This is a genomic window from Roseixanthobacter psychrophilus, from assembly GCF_043195195.1.
Lineage (GTDB): Bacteria > Pseudomonadota > Alphaproteobacteria > Rhizobiales > Xanthobacteraceae > NCEH01.
This window is the reverse complement of record NZ_JBAFWT010000013.1, coordinates 72,868-91,295: the sequence shown is the minus strand read 5'-3', so window position 1 is coordinate 91,295 and position 18,428 is coordinate 72,868. Positions and strand designations below refer to the sequence as shown.

The 18,428-nt window shown below is 65.2% G+C and carries 16 protein-coding genes and 1 tRNA gene; 13 read left to right on the top strand and 4 right to left on the bottom strand.

Annotated features, from left to right (window positions below; genetic code table 11):
- Nucleotides 1–327 precede the first annotated feature (327 nt).
- The 4 genes from V5F77_RS13800 (at nt 328) to V5F77_RS13785 (ending at nt 4,029) form a co-directional block, all read left to right on the top strand.
- Complete coding sequence (locus V5F77_RS13800) at nt 328–972, top strand: TRAP transporter small permease (RefSeq protein WP_429005934.1); 645 nt, start codon at nt 328–330, stop codon at nt 970–972.
- A 2-nt stretch (nt 973–974) separates the two neighbouring features.
- Nucleotides 975–2,291 carry a TRAP transporter large permease gene (locus V5F77_RS13795; protein ID WP_429005933.1) on the top strand — a complete coding sequence of 439 codons (1,317 nt, stop codon included), beginning with the start codon at nt 975–977 and terminating at the stop codon, nt 2,289–2,291.
- Between the two features lie 35 nt (nt 2,292–2,326).
- A complete protein-coding gene (locus tag V5F77_RS13790; RefSeq protein ID WP_429005932.1) occupies nt 2,327–3,310 on the top strand; it encodes a TRAP transporter substrate-binding protein in 984 nt (327 codons plus the stop codon).
- 152 nt (nt 3,311–3,462) lie between these two features.
- Nucleotides 3,463–4,029, top strand: coding sequence for a winged helix DNA-binding protein (locus V5F77_RS13785; RefSeq protein ID WP_429005931.1), 567 nt, complete (start codon nt 3,463–3,465; stop codon nt 4,027–4,029).
- A 422-nt stretch (nt 4,030–4,451) separates the two neighbouring features.
- Here the strand turns inward: V5F77_RS13785 and V5F77_RS13780 are convergent, their stop codons facing one another.
- Both V5F77_RS13780 and V5F77_RS13775 read right to left on the bottom strand, forming a co-directional pair.
- The gene (locus tag V5F77_RS13780; RefSeq protein ID WP_429005930.1) at nt 4,452–5,354 is read right to left on the bottom strand and encodes a LysR family transcriptional regulator; all 903 of its coding nucleotides are present in this window, start codon (nt 5,352–5,354) and stop codon (nt 4,452–4,454) included.
- A 204-nt stretch (nt 5,355–5,558) separates the two neighbouring features.
- Complete coding sequence (locus V5F77_RS13775) at nt 5,559–5,768, bottom strand: TOBE domain-containing protein (RefSeq protein WP_429005929.1); 210 nt, start codon at nt 5,766–5,768, stop codon at nt 5,559–5,561.
- Between the two features lie 138 nt (nt 5,769–5,906).
- On the opposite strand from V5F77_RS13775, the gene modA reads away from it, so the two are divergent.
- From modA to modC, 3 genes are read left to right on the top strand one after another with little or no spacing between them, the layout of a single operon-like run.
- Nucleotides 5,907–6,704 (top strand): molybdate ABC transporter substrate-binding protein, encoded by a 798-nt coding sequence (gene modA / locus V5F77_RS13770; protein WP_429005928.1) that lies wholly within the window; start codon nt 5,907–5,909, stop codon nt 6,702–6,704.
- Between the two features lie 52 nt (nt 6,705–6,756).
- A complete protein-coding gene (gene modB, locus V5F77_RS13765; RefSeq protein ID WP_429005927.1) occupies nt 6,757–7,458 on the top strand; it encodes a molybdate ABC transporter permease subunit in 702 nt (233 codons plus the stop codon).
- The gene (gene modC / locus V5F77_RS13760) at nt 7,455–8,537 is read left to right on the top strand and encodes a molybdenum ABC transporter ATP-binding protein (RefSeq protein ID WP_429005926.1); all 1,083 of its coding nucleotides are present in this window, start codon (nt 7,455–7,457) and stop codon (nt 8,535–8,537) included. The genes modB and modC overlap by 4 nt, the downstream gene beginning before the upstream one ends.
- Here modC and V5F77_RS13755 read toward each other — a convergent pair.
- Both V5F77_RS13755 and V5F77_RS13750 read right to left on the bottom strand, forming a co-directional pair.
- Nucleotides 8,503–8,901, bottom strand: a complete 399-nt coding sequence (locus tag V5F77_RS13755) for a winged helix-turn-helix domain-containing protein (protein ID WP_429005925.1) — start codon at nt 8,899–8,901, stop codon at nt 8,503–8,505. The genes modC and V5F77_RS13755 overlap by 35 nt on opposite strands.
- A 70-nt stretch (nt 8,902–8,971) precedes the next feature.
- Nucleotides 8,972–9,046, bottom strand: a tRNA-Gly gene (locus V5F77_RS13750).
- Between the two features lie 653 nt (nt 9,047–9,699).
- On the opposite strand from V5F77_RS13750, the gene V5F77_RS13745 reads away from it, so the two are divergent.
- From V5F77_RS13745 to V5F77_RS13720, 6 genes are read left to right on the top strand one after another with little or no spacing between them, the layout of a single operon-like run.
- Nucleotides 9,700–12,003, top strand: a complete 2,304-nt coding sequence (locus tag V5F77_RS13745; protein WP_429005924.1) for a hypothetical protein — start codon at nt 9,700–9,702, stop codon at nt 12,001–12,003.
- A gap of 25 nt (nt 12,004–12,028) precedes the next feature.
- On the top strand, nt 12,029–14,146 hold the full coding sequence (locus V5F77_RS13740) for a glycosyl transferase family protein (protein ID WP_429005923.1): 2,118 nt from the start codon (nt 12,029–12,031) through the stop codon (nt 14,144–14,146).
- A 28-nt stretch (nt 14,147–14,174) separates the two neighbouring features.
- Entirely contained in the window at nt 14,175–14,879 is a 705-nt protein-coding gene (locus V5F77_RS13735) for an alginate O-acetyltransferase AlgF (protein ID WP_429005922.1), read from the top strand.
- Between the two features lie 24 nt (nt 14,880–14,903).
- Nucleotides 14,904–16,289, top strand: a complete 1,386-nt coding sequence (locus tag V5F77_RS13730; protein WP_429005921.1) for an MBOAT family O-acyltransferase — start codon at nt 14,904–14,906, stop codon at nt 16,287–16,289.
- Between the two features lie 15 nt (nt 16,290–16,304).
- Entirely contained in the window at nt 16,305–17,387 is a 1,083-nt protein-coding gene (locus tag V5F77_RS13725) for an alginate O-acetyltransferase AlgX-related protein (protein ID WP_429005920.1), read from the top strand.
- Entirely contained in the window at nt 17,384–18,376 is a 993-nt protein-coding gene (locus V5F77_RS13720) for an alginate O-acetyltransferase AlgX-related protein (protein ID WP_429005919.1), read from the top strand. The genes V5F77_RS13725 and V5F77_RS13720 overlap by 4 nt, the downstream gene beginning before the upstream one ends.
- Nucleotides 18,377–18,428: the final 52 nt, after the last annotated feature.

Here is an 18,428-nt window from a genome sequence, read left to right as displayed (position 1 = left end):
TTCTGCAATGCACCGATGGCGCACGTGTCTCGCAAGCCAATCACGCCGTGAATAGATTGATATCGATCCAGGTATGAATGGGCTTAAAATTAGAATTTCCTATTCCCGATCCTTGTGCCCCACTCTGCACTTGAAGCCGTGACCGGGGCGGGCGTTCTGCACCGTCCGGCTTGAATGAAGTCATGCATGAGAAAAAACGTCAACATTTTGTTGACGAAATGACGGCATCAGGCCAGCATATCTTTTCAGAGCATCCAGGGTTTTGCCCGAAGGATGCCGCACCGACCGTTGAGGGGTTCAGATGACGAGTGAAGAATTCCGCCATCGATGGCGGCAGAGGAGCCGTGCGCGCCGGCCGGTGCTGCACGGCTGCCCTTCATCGCTACGCACGGGCTTGATCCACCCCGAGAAAAGGGTGGTGCGATGATCCGCAAAGCCCTTGATGGTCTTTATCTGCTCTCCGGCATTCTCGCCGGTTGCTTCCTGGTCACGATCTTCTTGTTGATGATGGCCCTTTCGCTGGGGCGGGAAGTTGGCCTCAATGTTCCCGCCGGCGATGATTTCACCTCCTGGTCGATGGCGGCCATGGCTTTCCTCGGTCTGGCCCACACCTTCAAGCACGGTGAAATGATCCGGGTCGGCCTGGTCCTTGAGCGTCTCAGAGGGCCGGCGCGCCGCTATCTTGAGCTTTTCTGCCTGCTGGTGGGTGTTTCCTTCATCGGTTATTTTGCGCTCAGCGCGACGCGTCTCACTTACGATTCTTATCGCTTCTTCGATATTTCGCAGGGCGTGATCGCGGTTCCCCTCTGGATCCCGCAAAGCGGATACACGCTCGGCCTGTGGGTCTTGTTCATCGCCATGCTGGACGAATTGATCCACGTCCTGCGCGGCAATGCCCCCCGCTATGAGAAGGAACCGGCCGCCACGCCCGACGAATTGGTCGAGCGCATCGCATCCGGCGGGGGAGTGTGAGCATGTTTCCCTCCCTCGATCTTGTACAACTCGCGCTCATTCTCCTGCTGCTGCTTGTGTTCGTACTTGGCAGCGGTGTTTGGATCGCCATTGGTCTCGGCCTCATCGGCCTTGCCGCGATGGTGCTCACGACAAACGTGCCGATCGGTCAGGTGCTCGCCACCACGGTGTGGAGCGCCAGCGCGTCCTGGACCCTCGCGGCCTTGCCACTGTTCATCTGGATGGGAGAAATCCTGTTCCGCACGCGGCTTTCGGAAGAGATGTTCCGAGGACTCTCCCCCTGGCTCCAATGGCTCCCCGGCCGGCTGTTGCATGTGAATGTCGTCGGCTGCGGGATTTTTGCTGCGGTGTCGGGGTCATCCGCGGCCACCTGCGCGACCATTGGTAAGATGGCCCTGCCGGAACTGCGCAAACGCGGTTACAGCCAAGAGCTTGCCATCGGCTCGCTTGCCGGCTCGGGCACGCTCGGCCTTCTGATCCCGCCGTCGATCCCGATGGTGGTTTATGCGGTTACCGCGAACGTATCGGTGCTGCAGGTCTTCCTGGCGGGATTCATTCCCGGCGCGCTCGTGATGGCGCTGTACAGCGGCTACATCGTGATCTGGTCACTGATGAACCCGACACTGACCCCGCCACGCGATCCCATCCTGCCTTTCCGCGAAAAGATCCGGCAATCGGCGAAGCTTATTCCCTGCCTTTTGTTGATCGCAGGCGTGTTCCTGTCGCTGTTGCTGGGGCTGGCCACGGCAACGGAATGCGCGGCATGGGGTGTGACCGGAGCCCTTGCCCTCGCCCTGTGGAGCCGCACCCTCACGTGGCGGACCTTGTACGAAAGCCTTATGAGCGCGACGCGTCTGAGCTGCATGATTATGCTCATCATTGCGGGGGCTGCCTTCACCACCGCCGCGATGGCCTATACCGGCATTCCCGCGGCCCTAGCGGCCTGGGTGGATGCCATGCACCTTAGCCCCTACATGCTCGCCCTTGCTTTGGCGATCATGTACATTTTCCTTGGATGTCTGGTGGATGGCATCTCGATGATCGTGCTCACCGCCGTCATCGTGCTGCCCATGGTTCAGCAGGCGGGCTTCGATCTGGTTTGGTTCGGCGTCTTCCTCATCATCCTTGTTGAGATGGCGCAGATCACCCCGCCGGTGGGGTTCAATCTGTTCGTGCTTCAGAGCATGAGCGGGAAAGATACACTGGCCGTGGCGAAGGCCGCGATGCCGTTTTTCATCCTGCTCAACATCGCTCTTTTAATCATTACTGTGTTCCCGGAAATCGTCCTTGTCCTTCCACGCTGGGTGTTTCCGGGCTGAGCCGAGCCTAAAGCCAAACAGAGAGGAACAACAACATGGCACGACGTCATCTTTTTGCGCCGGCATTCGCCGCCTTGGGCCTCATCGCCCTTGGGGCGAGCCCGCTTGCCGCGCAGACCAAATGGAACCTGCCTTCCGCCTATCCCGCGGATAATTTCCACACCGAGAATATCGCCCAGTTCGCGAAGGATGTGGAAGCCGCTACCGGCGGCAAGCTGGTCATCACGCTGCATCCCAACGCCTCGCTGTTCAAGGCGCCAGAGATCAAGCGCGCGGTCGCCACCGGCCAGGCCCAGGCCGGCGAAGTCATCATGTCGATCCACGAAAACGAGGACCCGATCTTCGGCATCGACGTGGTGCCCTTCCTCGCAACCTCCTATGAGGCGTCGAAAAAGCTGTGGGCCGCCTCGCGTCCGTTCGTCGAAAAGAAGATGGAAGCCCAGGGACTGATGGTCCTGTATGCGGTGCCCTGGCCGCCGCAGGGCATCTTCTCCAAGAATCCGGTGACCAAGGTCGAGGATCTGAAGGGCGCAAAATGGCGCGCCTACAATGTCGGCACCTCGCGCATCGGCGATCTGCTCGGCGCGCAGTCGGTCACCGTGCAGCAGGCAGAACTCGCGCAGGCGCTCGCCACCGGCGTGGTCACCGCCCTCATCACCTCCGCCGCCACCGGCTATGACGTGAAGATCTGGGAAAGCATCCCGTATTTCTACGACGTCCAGGCCTGGCTGCCGAAGAACATGGTGTTCGTGAACAAGGCGGCGTTCGACGCCCTCGACAAGCCGACCCAGCAGGCCGTGTTGAAGGCCGCCGCCGCCGCCGAAGAGCGGGGCTGGAAGAGCTCCATCGAGAAGAGCAAGTGGTATGTCGAGCAACTCCAGGCCAAGGGCATGAAGGTGGAGCCCCCCTCCCCCGAGCTGCGCGCCGGTTTCGAAAAGATCGGCGCCCAGCTCACCGCCGACTGGATCAAGAAGGCCGGTCCGGACGGGGAAGCCGCGCTCGCCGCCTTCAAGAAGTGAGAGCGGTAGCGTAAGGTGATCCAATCGGCCGGCCTCACCAGGGCCGGCCACACCGCCGGAGCGGCCGCGCCTTGCCGCCGCTCCTCGCTTCCGGCCCAGGCTCGCCCGGCCGGGGCACTTCTGCCCGCAAGAACAGCCGGACGCCAAGCCGCATGACCCGACGCCCCGCCTCTCCCGCACCGGCCGGCGAAGCCGATCGCACGATCTCGTCCGGACCGCTCGGCTCCATCGTGTCCTCGGCCCATCTCGCGGATGGCGCCCTACCGGCGCTCTCGGAGCTGGAATTCGGCCTCAACATGATCACCCACGGCTATCAGCGCTGGATGGTTCGCTGCATGGCCGCCGCCGGCCTGCCCGACCTTTCCGCCCTCGACGTGCTGGTGCTGCATCATGTGGCGCACCGCGAGCGTGCCAAGACCATCGCCGATCTGTGCCTCGTGCTGGATGTGGAAGACACCCATCTCGTGACCTATGCGGCCAAGAAGCTGCAGGGGATGGGCCTGGTTTCGAGCGGCCGACGCGGCAAGGAAAAGACCTTGAACGCCACCGACAAGGGCCGGCTCGCCTGCCAGCGCTATCGCGAGGTGCGCGAAGCTCTGCTGACTAAGACCGTCGCGGCCACCGGCATATCGCCGGACAAGCTCTCCGAAATCGCCGCCATGCTGCGCACCCTCTCGGGCCATTACGACCAGGCGGCGCGGGCGGCGGCCAGCCTGTAGAGGCCCATCGGGCGCGGCACAAAAAAAATCGGGGCGGGCGGCGCGCGGCGCCGGAAAGGCTGCGAGCGACACGCGCTACGCACTCTCACCGCCGCAGCGCATGGCGCCGCACGCCCCGCTCAGTGGGGTAGGAAACGAACTCAGGGTCCGACGGCGCGGGAAGCGGCGCCGCCGTCAAGATGATCGGAACTCCCTTTCAAGATGGAGGACGACCTGAAGACGGTGCCGGCGCCGCGCGCGCTGCGGGGCCGGCGAGCGGGCCCGGCCTGAGGCCGTGCGGCGCCGCTCCGCCTATCGGGCGCTCAGCACCGCAAGGTGTTGCCCCGACGCTTGGAGTGAAGCCCGGCCGAGCCCCGTGCGTCCAATCGTTTGGACGGAAGAATTGATCGGCGCCGCCAATGAAGGCGGCCTGCTCCTGCCCGTCACACGGTCGGCACGGGCACGGCGAGAGAATTGCGTGCGCAGGCAAGGAAGGCATCGGCAACCGGCGGGCGCGGGTCGCGATCGCTTGCGACGAGGCCAACCGCTTCGTGGCGCACCGGATCGACGAGGGAGAGCGCGCGCATGCCCGCGATCCGGCCGAAGCTGGAGAGATGGGTCTGCGGCACAATGCTGGCCCAGGCCCCCGATGCCACTTGCGACCAGATGCCGAAGAAGGAATTCGCCTCGATACGCGGGAGCGAGGCAACGCCCGCCTCGGCGAGCACGCGGTCGATGATCCGACGGTTCTGCATATCGGATGTCAGCAGGCACAGTGCGCTTGCCGCCGCCTCGCGCCAGGTGATGCTGTCTCGGTCGGCAAATTGAGCGGGATCGGCTGTGACGAACACATAGGTCTCATCATAGAGGACGAGGCCCCCCACGCGGCTCAGCGGTTCGGTGTCGAGATAGGTCACGCCCACGTCGAGGTCGAGATCGTCGAGGCCGCGCTGGATCGCCGCCGAGCTGAGCGATTGAATCTGTACCCGCACCTCAGGATGACGCGCACAAAATGCGTTCACCAGCGGTGGAATCGCCGGCAAGGTGGCTGGCACGGCGCCGATCCGCAACTGGCCTGAAAGCCCGGCGCCACGGCCGGACAATTCCTGCTTCAGCCCGTCGTAATCGGCGACGATACGCTGGGCCCACATCAAGATCCGCTCGCCCTCGGCGGTGAGCCCGAGAAATCTGTGGCCGCGCACGACCAGGGGCTGCCCGAGTTCTTCTTCCAGCTTGCGCAGCCCGGCCGACAGGGTGGGCTGGGAGACGTGACACGCTTCCGCCGCCCGGCCGAAATGCCCTTCCCGCGCCACTGCCAGAAAATAGTGAAGCTGGCGGACGAACATGGACCGACGCCTTGTCTTGCGCGGCCGGACGCATGGCCGCAGATCGAACCTACGATATAGCCAGGTCCATCGCCTGCGTCTGCGCCGTGCCGTTTCCTTGATGGCGAAGGCACCGCGATTGGAGCCTCCGCCCGTGCTGAGCCTTCGCCTTGCATGGGGAGGAGACGAGAGCCACATGGGGCGGCCCTCGTCGTCCTCGATGGATCAGTTGACGGCAACCATCACGTCGGATGCCTTGATGATGGCGGCGGCCTGCTGGCCGACGACAAGCTTCAGCTCGTCCACGGCCTCATTGGTGATCGACGCGGTCACGGTTGCACCGCCGCCAAGGTCGAGCCGCACATGGGACGTGGTCGCGCCCTTGATGATCTCAAGGATCGTACCCTTCAACACATTGCGTGCACTGATTTTCATGATCTTTCTCCGATGACCGCAGACGCGCGAACCGGCGTCTGTCGACCACGCACCGACATAGTTTAGAAAATATATCGCTAGCAAGAACCCATGGCGCGATATATGTGAAAATATATCGCGCTGCACCCGGAGGGGACTATGAATCTGGCTCGTCGCACTTGGCTGAAGATCGCTTGCGTTGCCCTAGGGGGCGCTTGGCTCGCCACCACGCCGTTCACCGGCGCCGCACGCGCCGCGTCGGAACCGGTCACTATTTTCGCTGCCGCTAGCCTGAAGAATGCGCTCGATGCGGTCGCCGCCGACTGGCAGAAGGAAACCGGCAAGACGACGCGCATCTCCTATGCCGCCTCCTCGGGCCTCGCCAAACAGATCGAGGCCGGCGCGCCGGCGGACATCTTCATCTCCGCCGACCTCGACTGGATGGATTATGCCGCAAGCCGCAAGCTTCTGCAGGATGGAAGCCGGTTCAATTTCCTCGGCAACCGTCTGGTCCTGATCGCCCCCAAGGAAACTCCGGCTGCGGTCGACATCAAGAAGGGCTTCGACCTTGCCGGCCTGCTGAAGGGCGGGCGCCTGGCCATGGGTTCGGTGGAAAGCGTCCCGGCCGGCAAATACGGCAAGGCGGCCCTGACCTATCTCGGCGTGTGGTCCTCGGTAGAGAACAAGGTTGCGGGCGCGGACAGCGTGCGGGCCGCCATGCTGCTGGTCTCGCGCGGTGAGGCGCCCTACGGCATCGTCTACCAGACCGACGCCGCCGCCGACCCGAGCGTGGTTATCGTCGGCACTTTCCCGGAAGACAGCCACCCCAAGATCATCTATCCGGTGGCGCTTGTCGCGGCCTCCAAGAATCCCGATGCGGCGGCTTTCCTGGCCTTCATGCGCTCGGCCAAGGAACTGCCCGCATTTGAGAAGCAGGGCTTTTCCATCCTAAAGTGAGGCGCGCGGCGCGTCCCACGCGCCGCTATCCTCCGACGCCCGGAAGGCCTGCGTGGATTTTCTGCACCTGAGCGCCGACGAATGGACGGCGGTTGTTCTCACCTTGCGCATCGCCACCGTCGCGATGCTGGCCAGCCTGCCGTTCGGCATCCTGATGGCGCTGGCCCTCGCGCGCGGCCGCTTCTGGGGCAAATCGGTGCTCAACGGCATTGTGCATCTGCCGCTCGTGCTGCCGCCGGTCGTGACCGGCTTCATCCTGCTGCTGCTGTTCGGCCGGCGCGGCCCCATCGGCGCCTTTCTGGATGCGCATTTCGGCATCGTCTTATCGTTTCGCTGGACCGGCGCGGCGCTCGCCTGCGCGGTCATGGGATTTCCGCTGATGGTGCGCACCATCCGCCTGTCCATCGAGGCGGTCGACCGCAAGCTGGAGGATGCCGCCGGCACGCTTGGCGCCAGTCCGGTGTGGGTGTTTCTCACCGTGACGCTGCCGCTGATCCTGCCGGGCGTGATCGCCGGCATGATCCTTTCGTTCGCCAAGGCCATGGGGGAGTTCGGCGCCACCATTACCTTCGTGTCCAATATTCCCGGCGAGACGCAGACCCTCTCGGCCGCCATCTACACCTTCACCCAGGTGCCCGGCGGCGATGCTGGCGCCTTCCGCCTGACGCTGATCTCGGTGGTGATCTCCATGGCGGCCCTGATCGCCTCGGAAATCCTGGCCCATGTCGCCGGCCAGAAGGCGAACCAGAGATGAGCTTGCGGGTCGAAGCCACGCTGAAGCTTGGCGCGTTCACGCTCGACGCGCGCTTTGCCTCCCATGCGGGAGTGACCGCCTTGTTCGGGCCGTCCGGCTCGGGCAAATCGACGCTGGTCAATATCATCGGCGGGCTGATCCGGCCCGACCACGGCCGGATCGAGTTCGACGACGAGGTCTTGGTGGATACCGAGCGCGGGATCTATCTGCCCAAGCACCGCCGACGCTTCGGCTATGTGTTTCAGGAAGCACGCCTGTTCCCGCATCTCTCGGTCCGGCGCAACCTGTTGTTCGGCCGTTGGTTCGCCCCTCCCTCCCAGCGGCGGGGCAATCTTGGGCAGGTGGTGGAGCTGCTCGGCATCGGCCATCTGCTCGATCGGCGGCCCGCGGCGCTCTCCGGCGGCGAGAAACAGCGCGTGGCCATCGGCCGGGCGCTGCTTTCCGAGCCCCGCCTGCTGCTGATGGATGAGCCCCTCGCGGCCCTCGACGAGGCGCGCAAGGCCGAGATCCTGCCCTATCTGGAGCGACTGCGGGACGAGACCCGCATTCCCATCGTCTATGTCAGCCATTCCCTGGCCGAAGTCTCGCGCCTCGCCTCCACTATCGTCGTGCTGGTGGAAGGGCGAACGGCCGCCGTCGGATCTGCCGACCAGGTGCTGACCCGGCCCGAGCTGGTCGCCGCGACCGGGCGGGCGGAAAGCGGCGCGGTCATCGACGCCAAGGTCGCCGCCCACGACCCCGCGCACCACATGACGGTGCTGGACACCGGCTGCGGGCAGATGCGCGTGCCGCTGTGCGACCAGCCGCCGGGTTCGAGCGTGCGGGTGCGCATTCCGGCCCGCGACGTGATGATCGCACTCGCGCCGCCGCAGGGCCTGAGCGCACTCAACGTGCTCGAAGGACAGATCGCGGAAATCGGCGCGCCCGCCGATGGAATGGTGGACATCCGACTGCTGTGTGGCGGGCAGTCCCTGCTGGCGCGGCTGACCACCTTTTCACGGGAAATGCTCGACCTGCGGACAGGAATGCCGGTTTATGCGGTGGTCAAATCCGTGGCGCTGAACGAGAGCCAGGGGTAGCGGCGTCGACCGCCTCCGACTCGGGTGGCGGCACATAGGCGGCTTCGAGCCAGGAAATATCCGCCGCCAGCGCCTTTTGGGCCTTCGCCTCCATCCCCCGGAACCGCACGATCAATTCCGCGCCGAAAGGCGTCAGGCTCGCCCCGCCTCCCCCGCCGCCGCCGCGCTTGGATTCCACCACCGGGGTCGCAAACATGCGGTTCATGGCGGCGACCAGCATCCAGGCACGCCGATAGGACAGGCCCATGGCCCGGCCGGCATTGGTGATCGAGCCTTCGGTGCGAATGCGCTCCAGCAATTCGATCTTGCCCCGCCCCAGCCGGTCCAGGGGCGGAAAGTCGATCCGCATTACGAATTTGGACATGCGCAGCTGTCTCATGCGGGCCGGGGCGAACGGCGCCATGGCCGGAAGTTCGTCGCGACGATCAAGGGACTGGAGCGGGCGATGGGAATCGAACCCACGACATACAGCTTGGGAAGCTGTCGTTCTACCACTGAACTACGCCCGCAACGCGCCAGCCAAATCAAGCAGTTACCACGACACCGCGACACGTCGCGCGCCGCGCCGAGGTCGGCAACACGTGGTTAAGGTGTAGCAAAGCCGCCCGGCCCGTGTCCATAGCCCGCGTCCATCGCTTCGCGCCGATATCTTGCCGCATCCCCCGCCCGCCGGGACGAAGAAAGGATGTGTTGCCGCGGGAGAAAAATTTAACCTTGGGATGCAATAGAGGATACATGCGCCGCTCCCGCCTTGTCATGCACGACGGGTGAACGGCAAAAGCGGGATGGGGAATGGGCATCCGCTCGTCGGGTTTCGGCGGCAGTCGCGGTTGGCCCATCGGGGGGACTTCGGATGGAGGGGGCCGCCAGGAATGGGGCAGAAGCACCGTGCGCCGAAGAGGCCGCGCCGCCCCGGAATCTCATCCGCTTGGCTGTTTCACACCCAGATCGGATCAGGAATCCCGCACTATGGTATCATGGTAGGATGGTCGCTTCTTGCGCTCACGCTATCCACAGGATATCGAACACATTCGTGTCCTTGAACCCTCAAGCAGAACGTACGGTCCGGGATTTTCGGTCTGGAGTGTTGAGCTTCAATTTTCCGCCTCGGCTGAAACGGCACCTGAGAAGCCCCCGCGCACTTTCTTTTCGAGACATGACAATGATTAAGCAAGGCGGTCATTTGCGCGTTCTGGTCGCTCTCGCTGTACTGGCCCCGCTGTGTGCCGGTGTCGCACAGGCGCAAGCCCCTCAAGGGCAGCCCCCACAAGGACCGGCGCCCCAGGGGCAGGTCACCCCTCCGGTCCAGCCAGCGCCGGCAGCCCAGGCCCAGACGCCCCCGGCACCCGAAACGCCGGCCGCGGCGCTTGCCCGCCTCGCCAGCGACCGCTCCATCACCGTGAGCATGAACCTCGAAGACCTCGGCATCGATCGGCCGATCTCGCTCTGGGGCATGGATGCGCGGCGCGAACTGTTCCTGCCGGTGCCCGCTGGAGTGCGGATCCGCGATGCGCAGATCACGCTCGACGGGCTCTACCTGCGTGGCGATGGCGGACACACAACTTACGTCGTCTCCGTCGATGGCACGCCGCAATTCTCCCGCCCGGTGGACGGAGACAAGGGCCGCGTCCACGAGGTATTGCCGATCTCCGGAGATATTCGGCCCACCGGCTTCGTCAATCTCAATCTGGCTTGGTCCTCGGTGATCTCGCAGGAATTGTGCGGCGACGAGCGCTCCATCGGCAACATCCTGGAATTCAACCCGGCGACGCGCTTCACCTATACCTACAGCGCGTCCGACATCCGCGACCTTGCCACCGCCTGGAGCGCGCTGCCGCCGCGGCCGGTGATCCTCATTCCGCCGGGCGAACTTTCCAAGCCGGCCTATGACGCGGCTTGGCGCATCGGCGTGGTGCTGCAGCAGGCCGGCAAGCAGCCCCGCATCATGGTCATGCCCGCCGTCGGGCAAGAAGTGGACACCTCGGGCATCGTGCTGTCGCCCGGCCTTGCGGCCCTGCCCGCCTTTTCGGCTTTCTCCGGCGGCGGACGCCATCGCATCGCCAACCGCGCGGAACTGGGCGCCTATATCGCGCTCGCCCGCCAGGGCGGCTTCTCCGCCGACTTCATCATTGAGGATCCCGCCATCCGGGAGACGATGGACCAGTCGGTCCGCGCGCTCGAGGACGATCTGCGTGGCACCTCGCCCGACAATGCCAGCGCCTTCGCGCCCCTGCGCAGCCAGCTGATGGGGACGGCAGCACAGGGCGAGGAGAATGTGCGCCTCGTCACCATCGCCGGGCGTCCGGTCATCGCCATCTCCGCCCAGGCCGCCGCGCAAGCCGCCGGCGTGCTTTCCGACCTGTGGCGCCAGATGCTGGTGGTGCCGGCAGCAAACGTACGCATCGCCACCACGCCCGACTTCTCCGGCGTCACCTCCATCGACCTGTCCCGCCTGGGCGGACGCACCGGCACGTTCGACGTGCTGGCGCGCGGCGACTGGAGCGCCACCTTCGATCTTGGAACCCTGCTTGGTGGCGGTCGTGTGCCGTCGGAATTCCTGGTGGACGTCTCGGCCGCGCCGAGCGCCGGCGATTCCGCGCCCATCGCCTCGATCATGCTGAACGACTATCTGCTGGGGGCGCGGCGGCTGTCCGCCAACGGCATCACCGAGCGGATTCCGGTCCAGGTGCCGCGCTACGCGCTCGCGGCACGCAACGTGTTGAAGATCTCGTTCCAGCGCCAGCCCATGAGCGACCGCTGCCGCGAGACGCCCCAGGCCTTCCCCGTGGCCGTGCTGCCCTCGAGCCGCGCGGTGCTGGTGGACGCTCCGGCCACGGTCGATTTCTTCGGCGCCATGCCGCGCCTCGCCACCCGGGCCAACGTCATCATCCCACAGGCCTATCTGCGCGAGCCGGCGACGCTGCGGCGCGTCATCGCGCTGGCGGTGGCCTCAGGCGTGACGCCGGAGCGGGCCGTCCTGACCGTCGCAGGCGACGGCGCCGAGATCACGCCGGACGGCGCCTTTCTTGCCATCGACACGCGTGTCGCCTCGGTGACCAGCAAGGCGAAGGTGGAGGGTAGCCGCCTCTCTATTAGCGGCAACAACGGGCAGACCATGCTCGACGTCGGCTCGCTGACCAATCTCGGCGTGATCGAGGCGGTGACGTCCGCCCGCCAGATCGGGCTCGTCTACCGCACCATCGGCGGGACGCCGCCGGAGTGGAAAAAGCCCTTCCTCCTCGCGGCAGGAGATATCAGCCTGCTGGCCACGACCGGCCCGGTCGTGACGCTCGACACCAATTCCGCCAGCCTCACCCGCGAGACTGCGGAAACCGATTCCTTCAGCGGTTTCCTCAAGCGCGGCCCCGCATGGGGACCTGCGGCCGTGGGCGTGGCGATCCTGCTTTTCCTGCTTTTCGTGGTCCTTGCCCAGCGGGCGCGCCGCCGCACGCGAGAGGAACCGTGATGCCAGACCGGACCGGCGTAGCGTCATGTCATATCTCTTAAACTACGGAGCGGCGGACTATTATGCCGCGCTCGAATGGGTCGCCGCTGTTGTGGCGATCATCATCCTGGTGTCGAGCCTGGATGATCTGTTCATCGACATCTATTTCTGGGTGCGCGAGACCTACCGCGCCCTCACCATCAAGCGCGTCTATCGTCCGCTGACGGTGGAGCAATTGTTGGAACGGCCGGAACAGCCGTTCGCGATCATGATCCCGGCCTGGCTGGAGGCGGACGTGATCGCCGGCATGCTGGAGACTTTGGTCGATACGCTCGATTATCGCGACTACACGATCTTCGTCGGCACCTATCCCAACGATGCCGCGACCATCGTCGAGGTCGAGAAGATGCGCCGCCGCATCAAGCAGCTGCAGCGCGTCGAGGTGCCCCACCCCGGCCCGACCTCGAAGGCGGACTGCCTGAACTGGGTGGTGCAGGCCATTTTCCTCTACGAGCAGGAAAAGGGCATGCAATTTACTGGTGTGATCCTTCACGACAGCGAAGACGTCACCCATCCGCTCGAACTGCGCCTGTTCAATTACCTGATCCCGCGCAAGGACCTGATCCAGCTGCCCGTGATCTCGCTCGAACGCGAATGGTTCGAGCTGGTGGCCGGAACCTATATGGACGAATTCGCCGAATGGCACGCCAAGGATCTGCCGGTGCGGGAGAGCATCTCCGGCATGGTGCCCTCGGCTGGCGTCGGCACGGCCTTCTCGCGGCGCGCCCTGCTTGCCCTGTGCGACACCAATGACAACCGGCCGTTCAATACCGAGAGCGTCACCGAGGATTATGATATCGGCATGCGCCTGTCGCGGCTCGGCATGCGTTCCATCTTCGTGCGCTTCCCCGTGAAATACCAGGTGAAGCGCTATTCCTGGCTCGGCAGCGGCGTGCATACCACCACCCTGGACATGCCCTTGTGCGTGCGGGAATATTTCCCCGATACGTTCCGCGCCGCCTACCGCCAGCGCGCCCGCTGGACCCTTGGTATCGCGCTGCAAAGCTGGCGCCAGCAGGGCTGGCCCGGCTCGTTGGCCACGAAATACCTGCTGGTGCGGGACCGCAAGTCGATCATCACGTCGATCGTCAGCACGCTGGCCTACGTCCTGGTGCTGAACTTCATCGCCTTCTATATCGCCGCCGAGCTCGGCGTCTGGACCCTGCGCTATCCCCCGCTGTTCACGGAAAACAGCTGGCTCCTCTATATCCTCTGGTTCAACACCTTCGCTCTGTTCCTGCGCATCACGCAGCGCGGCTATTTCGTGTGGCGCCTGTACGGCTGGCAGCAGGCCGTGCTCTCGGTGCCTCGCCTCGTGGTGTGCAACGCCGTGAACTTCGCCGCGACGCTGCGCGCCTGGCGCATCTTCATCCGCACCTCGCTGTTCGGCGAACAGGTGACATGGGACAAGACCATGCACGCCTTCCCGTCCGCCGACGAGTTGCTGTTGCGCCGTCGCAGGCTGGGCGACCTGCTGATGTCCTGGCAGGTGCTGGACGAGGCGCGCCTCGAACATGCGCTGACCCTGCAGGCCGAGCGAGACATTCCCCTCGGCCGGCTCCTCATCTTCCAGGGCTGGCTCGACGACGAGACGCTGGCGGAGGCGATCTCGGCGCAGTCCGATCTGCCGCGCGCCCATCTCGACGCGGCAACGGTCCAGGCCGTCGGCCGCCGGGTCGATCTTGGATTGTGCGTGCGGCACCGCTTCATTTTCCTCGGCAACGAGGACGGGGTGCCCCGCATCGCCGTCGGCGGTCCGCTGAAGCCGGAAGTGCTGGCCGCGCTGGCTCCGGCGCTGGGCGGCACGCCGGTGCAGATGATCGCCCGCGAAAGCGACATTGCCGCGGCCTTGCGCCTGCTCACGCAGCAGGGGGACACCTTCGGCGAGTCGGAAAAGCGGGCCGTGCCCCTGTTGGGCGACCTGCTGATCGAAAAGGGCTTGCTGCAGCGCGCCGCCTTCGATGCCGCGATGGAAGATTATCGCCCCGAGCGGGATGGCCGCATCGGCGACCATCTGGTTGCCCGCGGCGTCGTGACCCGGGAAGCGGTCGAAACCGCGCAAGCGGAGCAGCGGCGGCAGTTCGACGAATTGGCTGCGGTATAGCCGGCTTTTCAAAGCGGGATCTCGTTCGATGACCTCTATTCCCACGCGTGCGCGCTTTGCCGCCTTGTTCTGCCTGGCCGCCCTGCCCTGCCTGGCGGCGGGTGAGGCGTTGGCGCAGGCGACGCCCCTGACCCGCCTGTATGCCGCCAAGCCGCCCGCAGGCTCGGCCTTCGTGCGCGTGCTCAATCCCACGGGAGCTGCCGTGACGGTCGCGCTGGGAGACGGCGCCAAGACGCCCCTGGGCCCCGACGGCCCCCGCGCCAGCGTGTATCGGGTGGTGCGGGGCGGGACGGCGGTCAACGTCAGCGTGGACGGCAAGCCGACATCCGGGACCGCCATTCCCGCCGCTGACGGTTTCACCACCCTGGTCCTGGTGCCGGAGGGCCCGAACTTCCGGCTTGAGCCGCTGACCGATTCCACCGAGGGGCGCGACGACTTGAAGGCGATGCTTCGCTTCTATGCCCTCGCGCCCGGCTGCACCGCCACGCTGGCGGTCGCCGACGGGCCGACCGTGTTCGATGCGGTGCCGCCCATGGCCAGCCGCCAGCGGGCCATCAACCCGGTGGATGCCAGCCTGGTCGGCCGCTGCGGCGATGTCGCCTCCGCGCCGCTGAAGCTGCCGCAGCTCAAGGCTGGCGATCATTACAGCCTGTTCCTGGTGGGCACGGCGCAAGCGCCCGTGCTTGCGGGGCAGAATGACGAGACCGAACCCTATCGCGGTCCCGCCAACTGAGCGTTCAAGGGACACCGCACCGGAATGGTCTTCGCGAGCGACAGCTTCATCTTCCTCTTCCTGCCGGTGTTCCTGGTCGCCTATGGCCTGACACCGTCGCGTTGGCGCAACCTCACGCTGCTCGGCTTTTCCTGGCTGTTCTATGCGTGGTGGCGCCTGGATTTCCTGCCGCTCATCGTCGGCATCGCGGTGTGGTCCTGGGTCACCGGACTGTGGATCGCGCGGCGACCCGACCATCGGCGCGGCTGGCCCTTGTTCGTCGCGATCCTCGGCCCGCTCGCAGCGCTGGTCTGGTTCAAATACGCCAATCTGTTCGCTGCGACCGCGATCTCGTTTGGGGCGCCGCTGACCGGCTGGCAAGCGATCCTCCTGCCCATCGGCCTGTCCTTCTTCGTCTTCGGCGCCATCTCCTATTCTGTGGATGTGTATCGCGGCACGGTTCCGGCGGAACGCAGCTTCATCAATTACGCCACCTACCAGTCCATGTTCGGCCACCTCGTGGCCGGCCCGGTGGTGCGCTACCAATGGGTGGCGGACCGGCTGCACGCGCGCGCCTTCGACCGGGCGGAATTCGCCATGGGAGTGGAGCGCTTCATGCTCGGCTTCGCCCAGAAGGTGCTGATCGCCGATACGCTCGCGCCCATGGTCGATGCGGGCTATACGCTCGCCAATCCGAGCGCGGCGGACGTGGCGCTGGCCGTGCTCGGCTACACCCTGCAGCTCTATTTCGACTTCGCCGGCTACAGCTCCATGGCGATCGGGCTCGGTCTGATGGTCGGCCTGAAATTCCACGAGAATTTCGACAATCCCTATCTTTCCGTCACGCTCGCGGAATTCTGGCGCCGCTGGCACATCAGCCTGTCCACCTGGCTGCGCGATTATCTCTACATCCCGCTCGGCGGCAATCGCGGCGGGCTGTGGCGGCTGTGCGTGAACCTGCTCATCACCATGGGCCTGGGCGGCCTGTGGCACGGGGCGAGCTGGACCTTCCTGGTCTGGGGCCTCTGGCACGGCCTCGGCCTCATGGCCCTGCGGCTGGCGTCGGCGGCCGGCCTGCCCAAGGCGCCGGTCGTGATCGGCCATGTGACCACGATGCTGTTCGTCATGTTCGGCTGGCTCTTGTTTCGCGCCCAGACCTGGGATGAGTTCGCGGTCGCCCTAAACGGGCTGATGGGCGCGAACGGCTTCGCGCCGTCGCAGGAATTCCTGGCCACCCTGCATCCCACGATCCCCGCGACGCTATTGCTCGGGATCGTCCTGGTGTACGCCCCCTTGCTCGGCCGCTTCAGCGAACCGGCGGCGCGCTTCGGGGCGGTGTTGCGTGTATGGTCGGCCTTGCCACTCTGGTTGCTGGCCGTGTGGGTGCTGCAGGGGCGCACCGTCGTGCCCTTTCTCTATTTTCAGTTCTGAGCGGGGGAGCCGGCCATGCGCACGAAACTCCACCTGGTCTATGCCGCGGTTTTCCTGCTGGTGTGCTTTGCCGGAATGGCGGCGAGCGTGCCCTATCTCTGGAGCGGGAAGGCGCAAGCGACCTACGCTCCATTGACCGCACGGACCATTTTGAACGGCACCTTCACGGCCGCTTTCGACCGCACCTTCGCCAATGGCGTGCCGCAGAGCGAAGCACTCGATGGGGCGGCCGCCGGCCTGCTCTATCACACCTTGGGGGACGCCGGCCCGCAGGTGCGCGCCGGATGCCCGGACTGGCTTTTCCTCGCCGAGGAAATCCTTGAGGTGCGCGGCGGCCAGACCTTCCTTGCGAAGCGGGTCGAGCTGGCCCGCAAGATCGCCGCCGATTTCGCAAAGCGCGGAGTCTTGCTGGTTCTGGTGCCGGTCCCCGACAAGGTAGAGATGGTTCGCGTGTCCAGCTGCGGATTGCCGGTGGCGCGCCAAGCCCGCAATCGCCTTGCCGACTGGAATGCGCTTTCCCATGGGCTCGGCCTGCGGCAAGTCGATCTGCTCCCCGACTGGCCAACCCCCGGCTTCCTGCGCACCGATACCCATTGGAATTCCATCGGTGCGGGCTTTGCTGCCCAGCGGATTGCGCAGATGGCGAACGCCATGCTCGGCGGCAACGGCCCGACCAAGGTGACCCTTTCCGAAGGAGAGCCGCATCCGCGCCCCGGCGATCTGATGCGGATCGCCAATCTGATCCGCACCGCCGAAATCTTCGGGCCGACCCCAGATCAAGCGCGCGACATCACCGCCAATTGGACCCGCTCAGGCGGGTTGCTGGATGATGCCCCGGTCCCTGCCGTGATTCTTGCCGGGTCATCGTTTTCAGAGCGCTCGGGCTTTGTCGAATCGCTTCAGGCCGCGCTTTCGCGGGAAGTGGTCCAGCGCAGCATGGCCGGTGGAGGCTTCGCCGGGGCGGTGCTGGATCTTCTCGAAAAGCACCCGGATCTGATTCAGCGGACCAAGCTTGTCGTTTGGGAATGGCCGGTGCGCACCCTCACCCAGCCTCTCACCGAAGCCGAACGGCATTATCTCGAAAGGGACCTTCCATGATGCTTCCGACGAACCGCCGCGCCCTCCTTGCATCCGCCGCGCTGCTGGCGCTCGGCACTGCCTTCGGCGTCCGCCCGGCGACGGCACAGGCGCAGGGCCCCATCATCATCATGGGCAAGGGCGGGTGGCTGTTCCCGGGGTGGGAAAGCCTCACCGCGTCCGACACCGCCGGCATCCAGAACGTGGTCCAATTGATCAAGGACACCAAGGATCGCCTCGCCGCCCGCAACATCCTGCTGATGCCGCTGGTGGTGCCGTTGAAGGCCAATTTCTATCCCGACAAGCTGCCCGACGGCACCACGGTCTCGGCCGATGTGAAGGCGCGCTACGATTTCATCCTCGCCCAGCTCAAGGCGAGCGGGCTCGATGCCGTCGACCTGCGGCCGGCCATGAAGGCGGTGGAAACCGGCAAGCAGACCATTTTCTTCCGCGCCGACTATCATTGGACCGCCTGGTCCGCCGAGGCGGCCGCAGATACCGTCGCCAAGGCCATCCAGGCCAAGGTGAAGCTTTCCGGCGCGCCCGGCACCGGCGACAAGCTCGGCGACTGGGTGACACAGCGCAATCTCGGCGACCTTGCCCAACGGTTCCTGTCCCCGGATCAGCAGAAGGCTGTTGGCCCGGATCTCTATACCGTGCGCATCCCGCCGGAGGACAAGAAGGGCCTGCTCGACGCCGCTCCCGCTCCTGTCCATGTGGTGGGCAACAGTTTCGTGCAGCCTTATCTGGGCTTCCCGCAGAAACTCTCAAACGCCCTTGACCGGCCGGTTTCGCTGACCTGGAACGTCGGCAACATCGGGCCCTGGTTCACCTTCCTGCAATATGTCGGCTCCCCCGGCTTCGCCAAGCAGCCGCCGCAGGTGATCGTTTGGCAGTTCAACGAAGGCCAGTTCCACAGCGGTCCGGAAGCGACCGGCCAGTGGGATGCGCCCTCCATCCTGGCCCCGCAGGTCTGGCGCGACCGCATGACCGCCGCCGTGGGGAAATGACCCACCCTGTTAAGAAGCAATAAATCTTGGTTTACAATTGGTGAACAAGATC

Bases quoted from the DNA above. Each gene is read 5' to 3' on its own strand.
- V5F77_RS13755 (WP_429005925.1), bottom strand. From the start codon at position 8,901: ATGTCCAAATTCGTAATGCGGATCGACTTTCCGCCCCTGGACCGGCTG.
- V5F77_RS13730 (WP_429005921.1), top strand. From the start codon at position 14,904: ATGGTCTTCGCGAGCGACAGCTTCATCTTCCTCTTCCTGCCGGTGTTC.
- V5F77_RS13800 (WP_429005934.1), top strand. From the start codon at position 328: ATGGCGGCAGAGGAGCCGTGCGCGCCGGCCGGTGCTGCACGGCTGCCC.
- modC (WP_429005926.1), top strand. From the start codon at position 7,455: ATGAGCTTGCGGGTCGAAGCCACGCTGAAGCTTGGCGCGTTCACGCTC.
- V5F77_RS13780 (WP_429005930.1), bottom strand. From the start codon at position 5,354: ATGTTCGTCCGCCAGCTTCACTATTTTCTGGCAGTGGCGCGGGAAGGG.
- V5F77_RS13795 (WP_429005933.1), top strand. From the start codon at position 975: ATGTTTCCCTCCCTCGATCTTGTACAACTCGCGCTCATTCTCCTGCTG.
- modA (WP_429005928.1), top strand. From the start codon at position 5,907: ATGAATCTGGCTCGTCGCACTTGGCTGAAGATCGCTTGCGTTGCCCTA.
- V5F77_RS13790 (WP_429005932.1), top strand. From the start codon at position 2,327: ATGGCACGACGTCATCTTTTTGCGCCGGCATTCGCCGCCTTGGGCCTC.
- V5F77_RS13775 (WP_429005929.1), bottom strand. From the start codon at position 5,768: ATGAAAATCAGTGCACGCAATGTGTTGAAGGGTACGATCCTTGAGATC.
- V5F77_RS13740 (WP_429005923.1), top strand. From the start codon at position 12,029: ATGTCATATCTCTTAAACTACGGAGCGGCGGACTATTATGCCGCGCTC.
- V5F77_RS13785 (WP_429005931.1), top strand. From the start codon at position 3,463: ATGACCCGACGCCCCGCCTCTCCCGCACCGGCCGGCGAAGCCGATCGC.
- V5F77_RS13720 (WP_429005919.1), top strand. From the start codon at position 17,384: ATGATGCTTCCGACGAACCGCCGCGCCCTCCTTGCATCCGCCGCGCTG.
- V5F77_RS13735 (WP_429005922.1), top strand. From the start codon at position 14,175: ATGACCTCTATTCCCACGCGTGCGCGCTTTGCCGCCTTGTTCTGCCTG.
- V5F77_RS13725 (WP_429005920.1), top strand. From the start codon at position 16,305: ATGCGCACGAAACTCCACCTGGTCTATGCCGCGGTTTTCCTGCTGGTG.
- V5F77_RS13745 (WP_429005924.1), top strand. From the start codon at position 9,700: ATGATTAAGCAAGGCGGTCATTTGCGCGTTCTGGTCGCTCTCGCTGTA.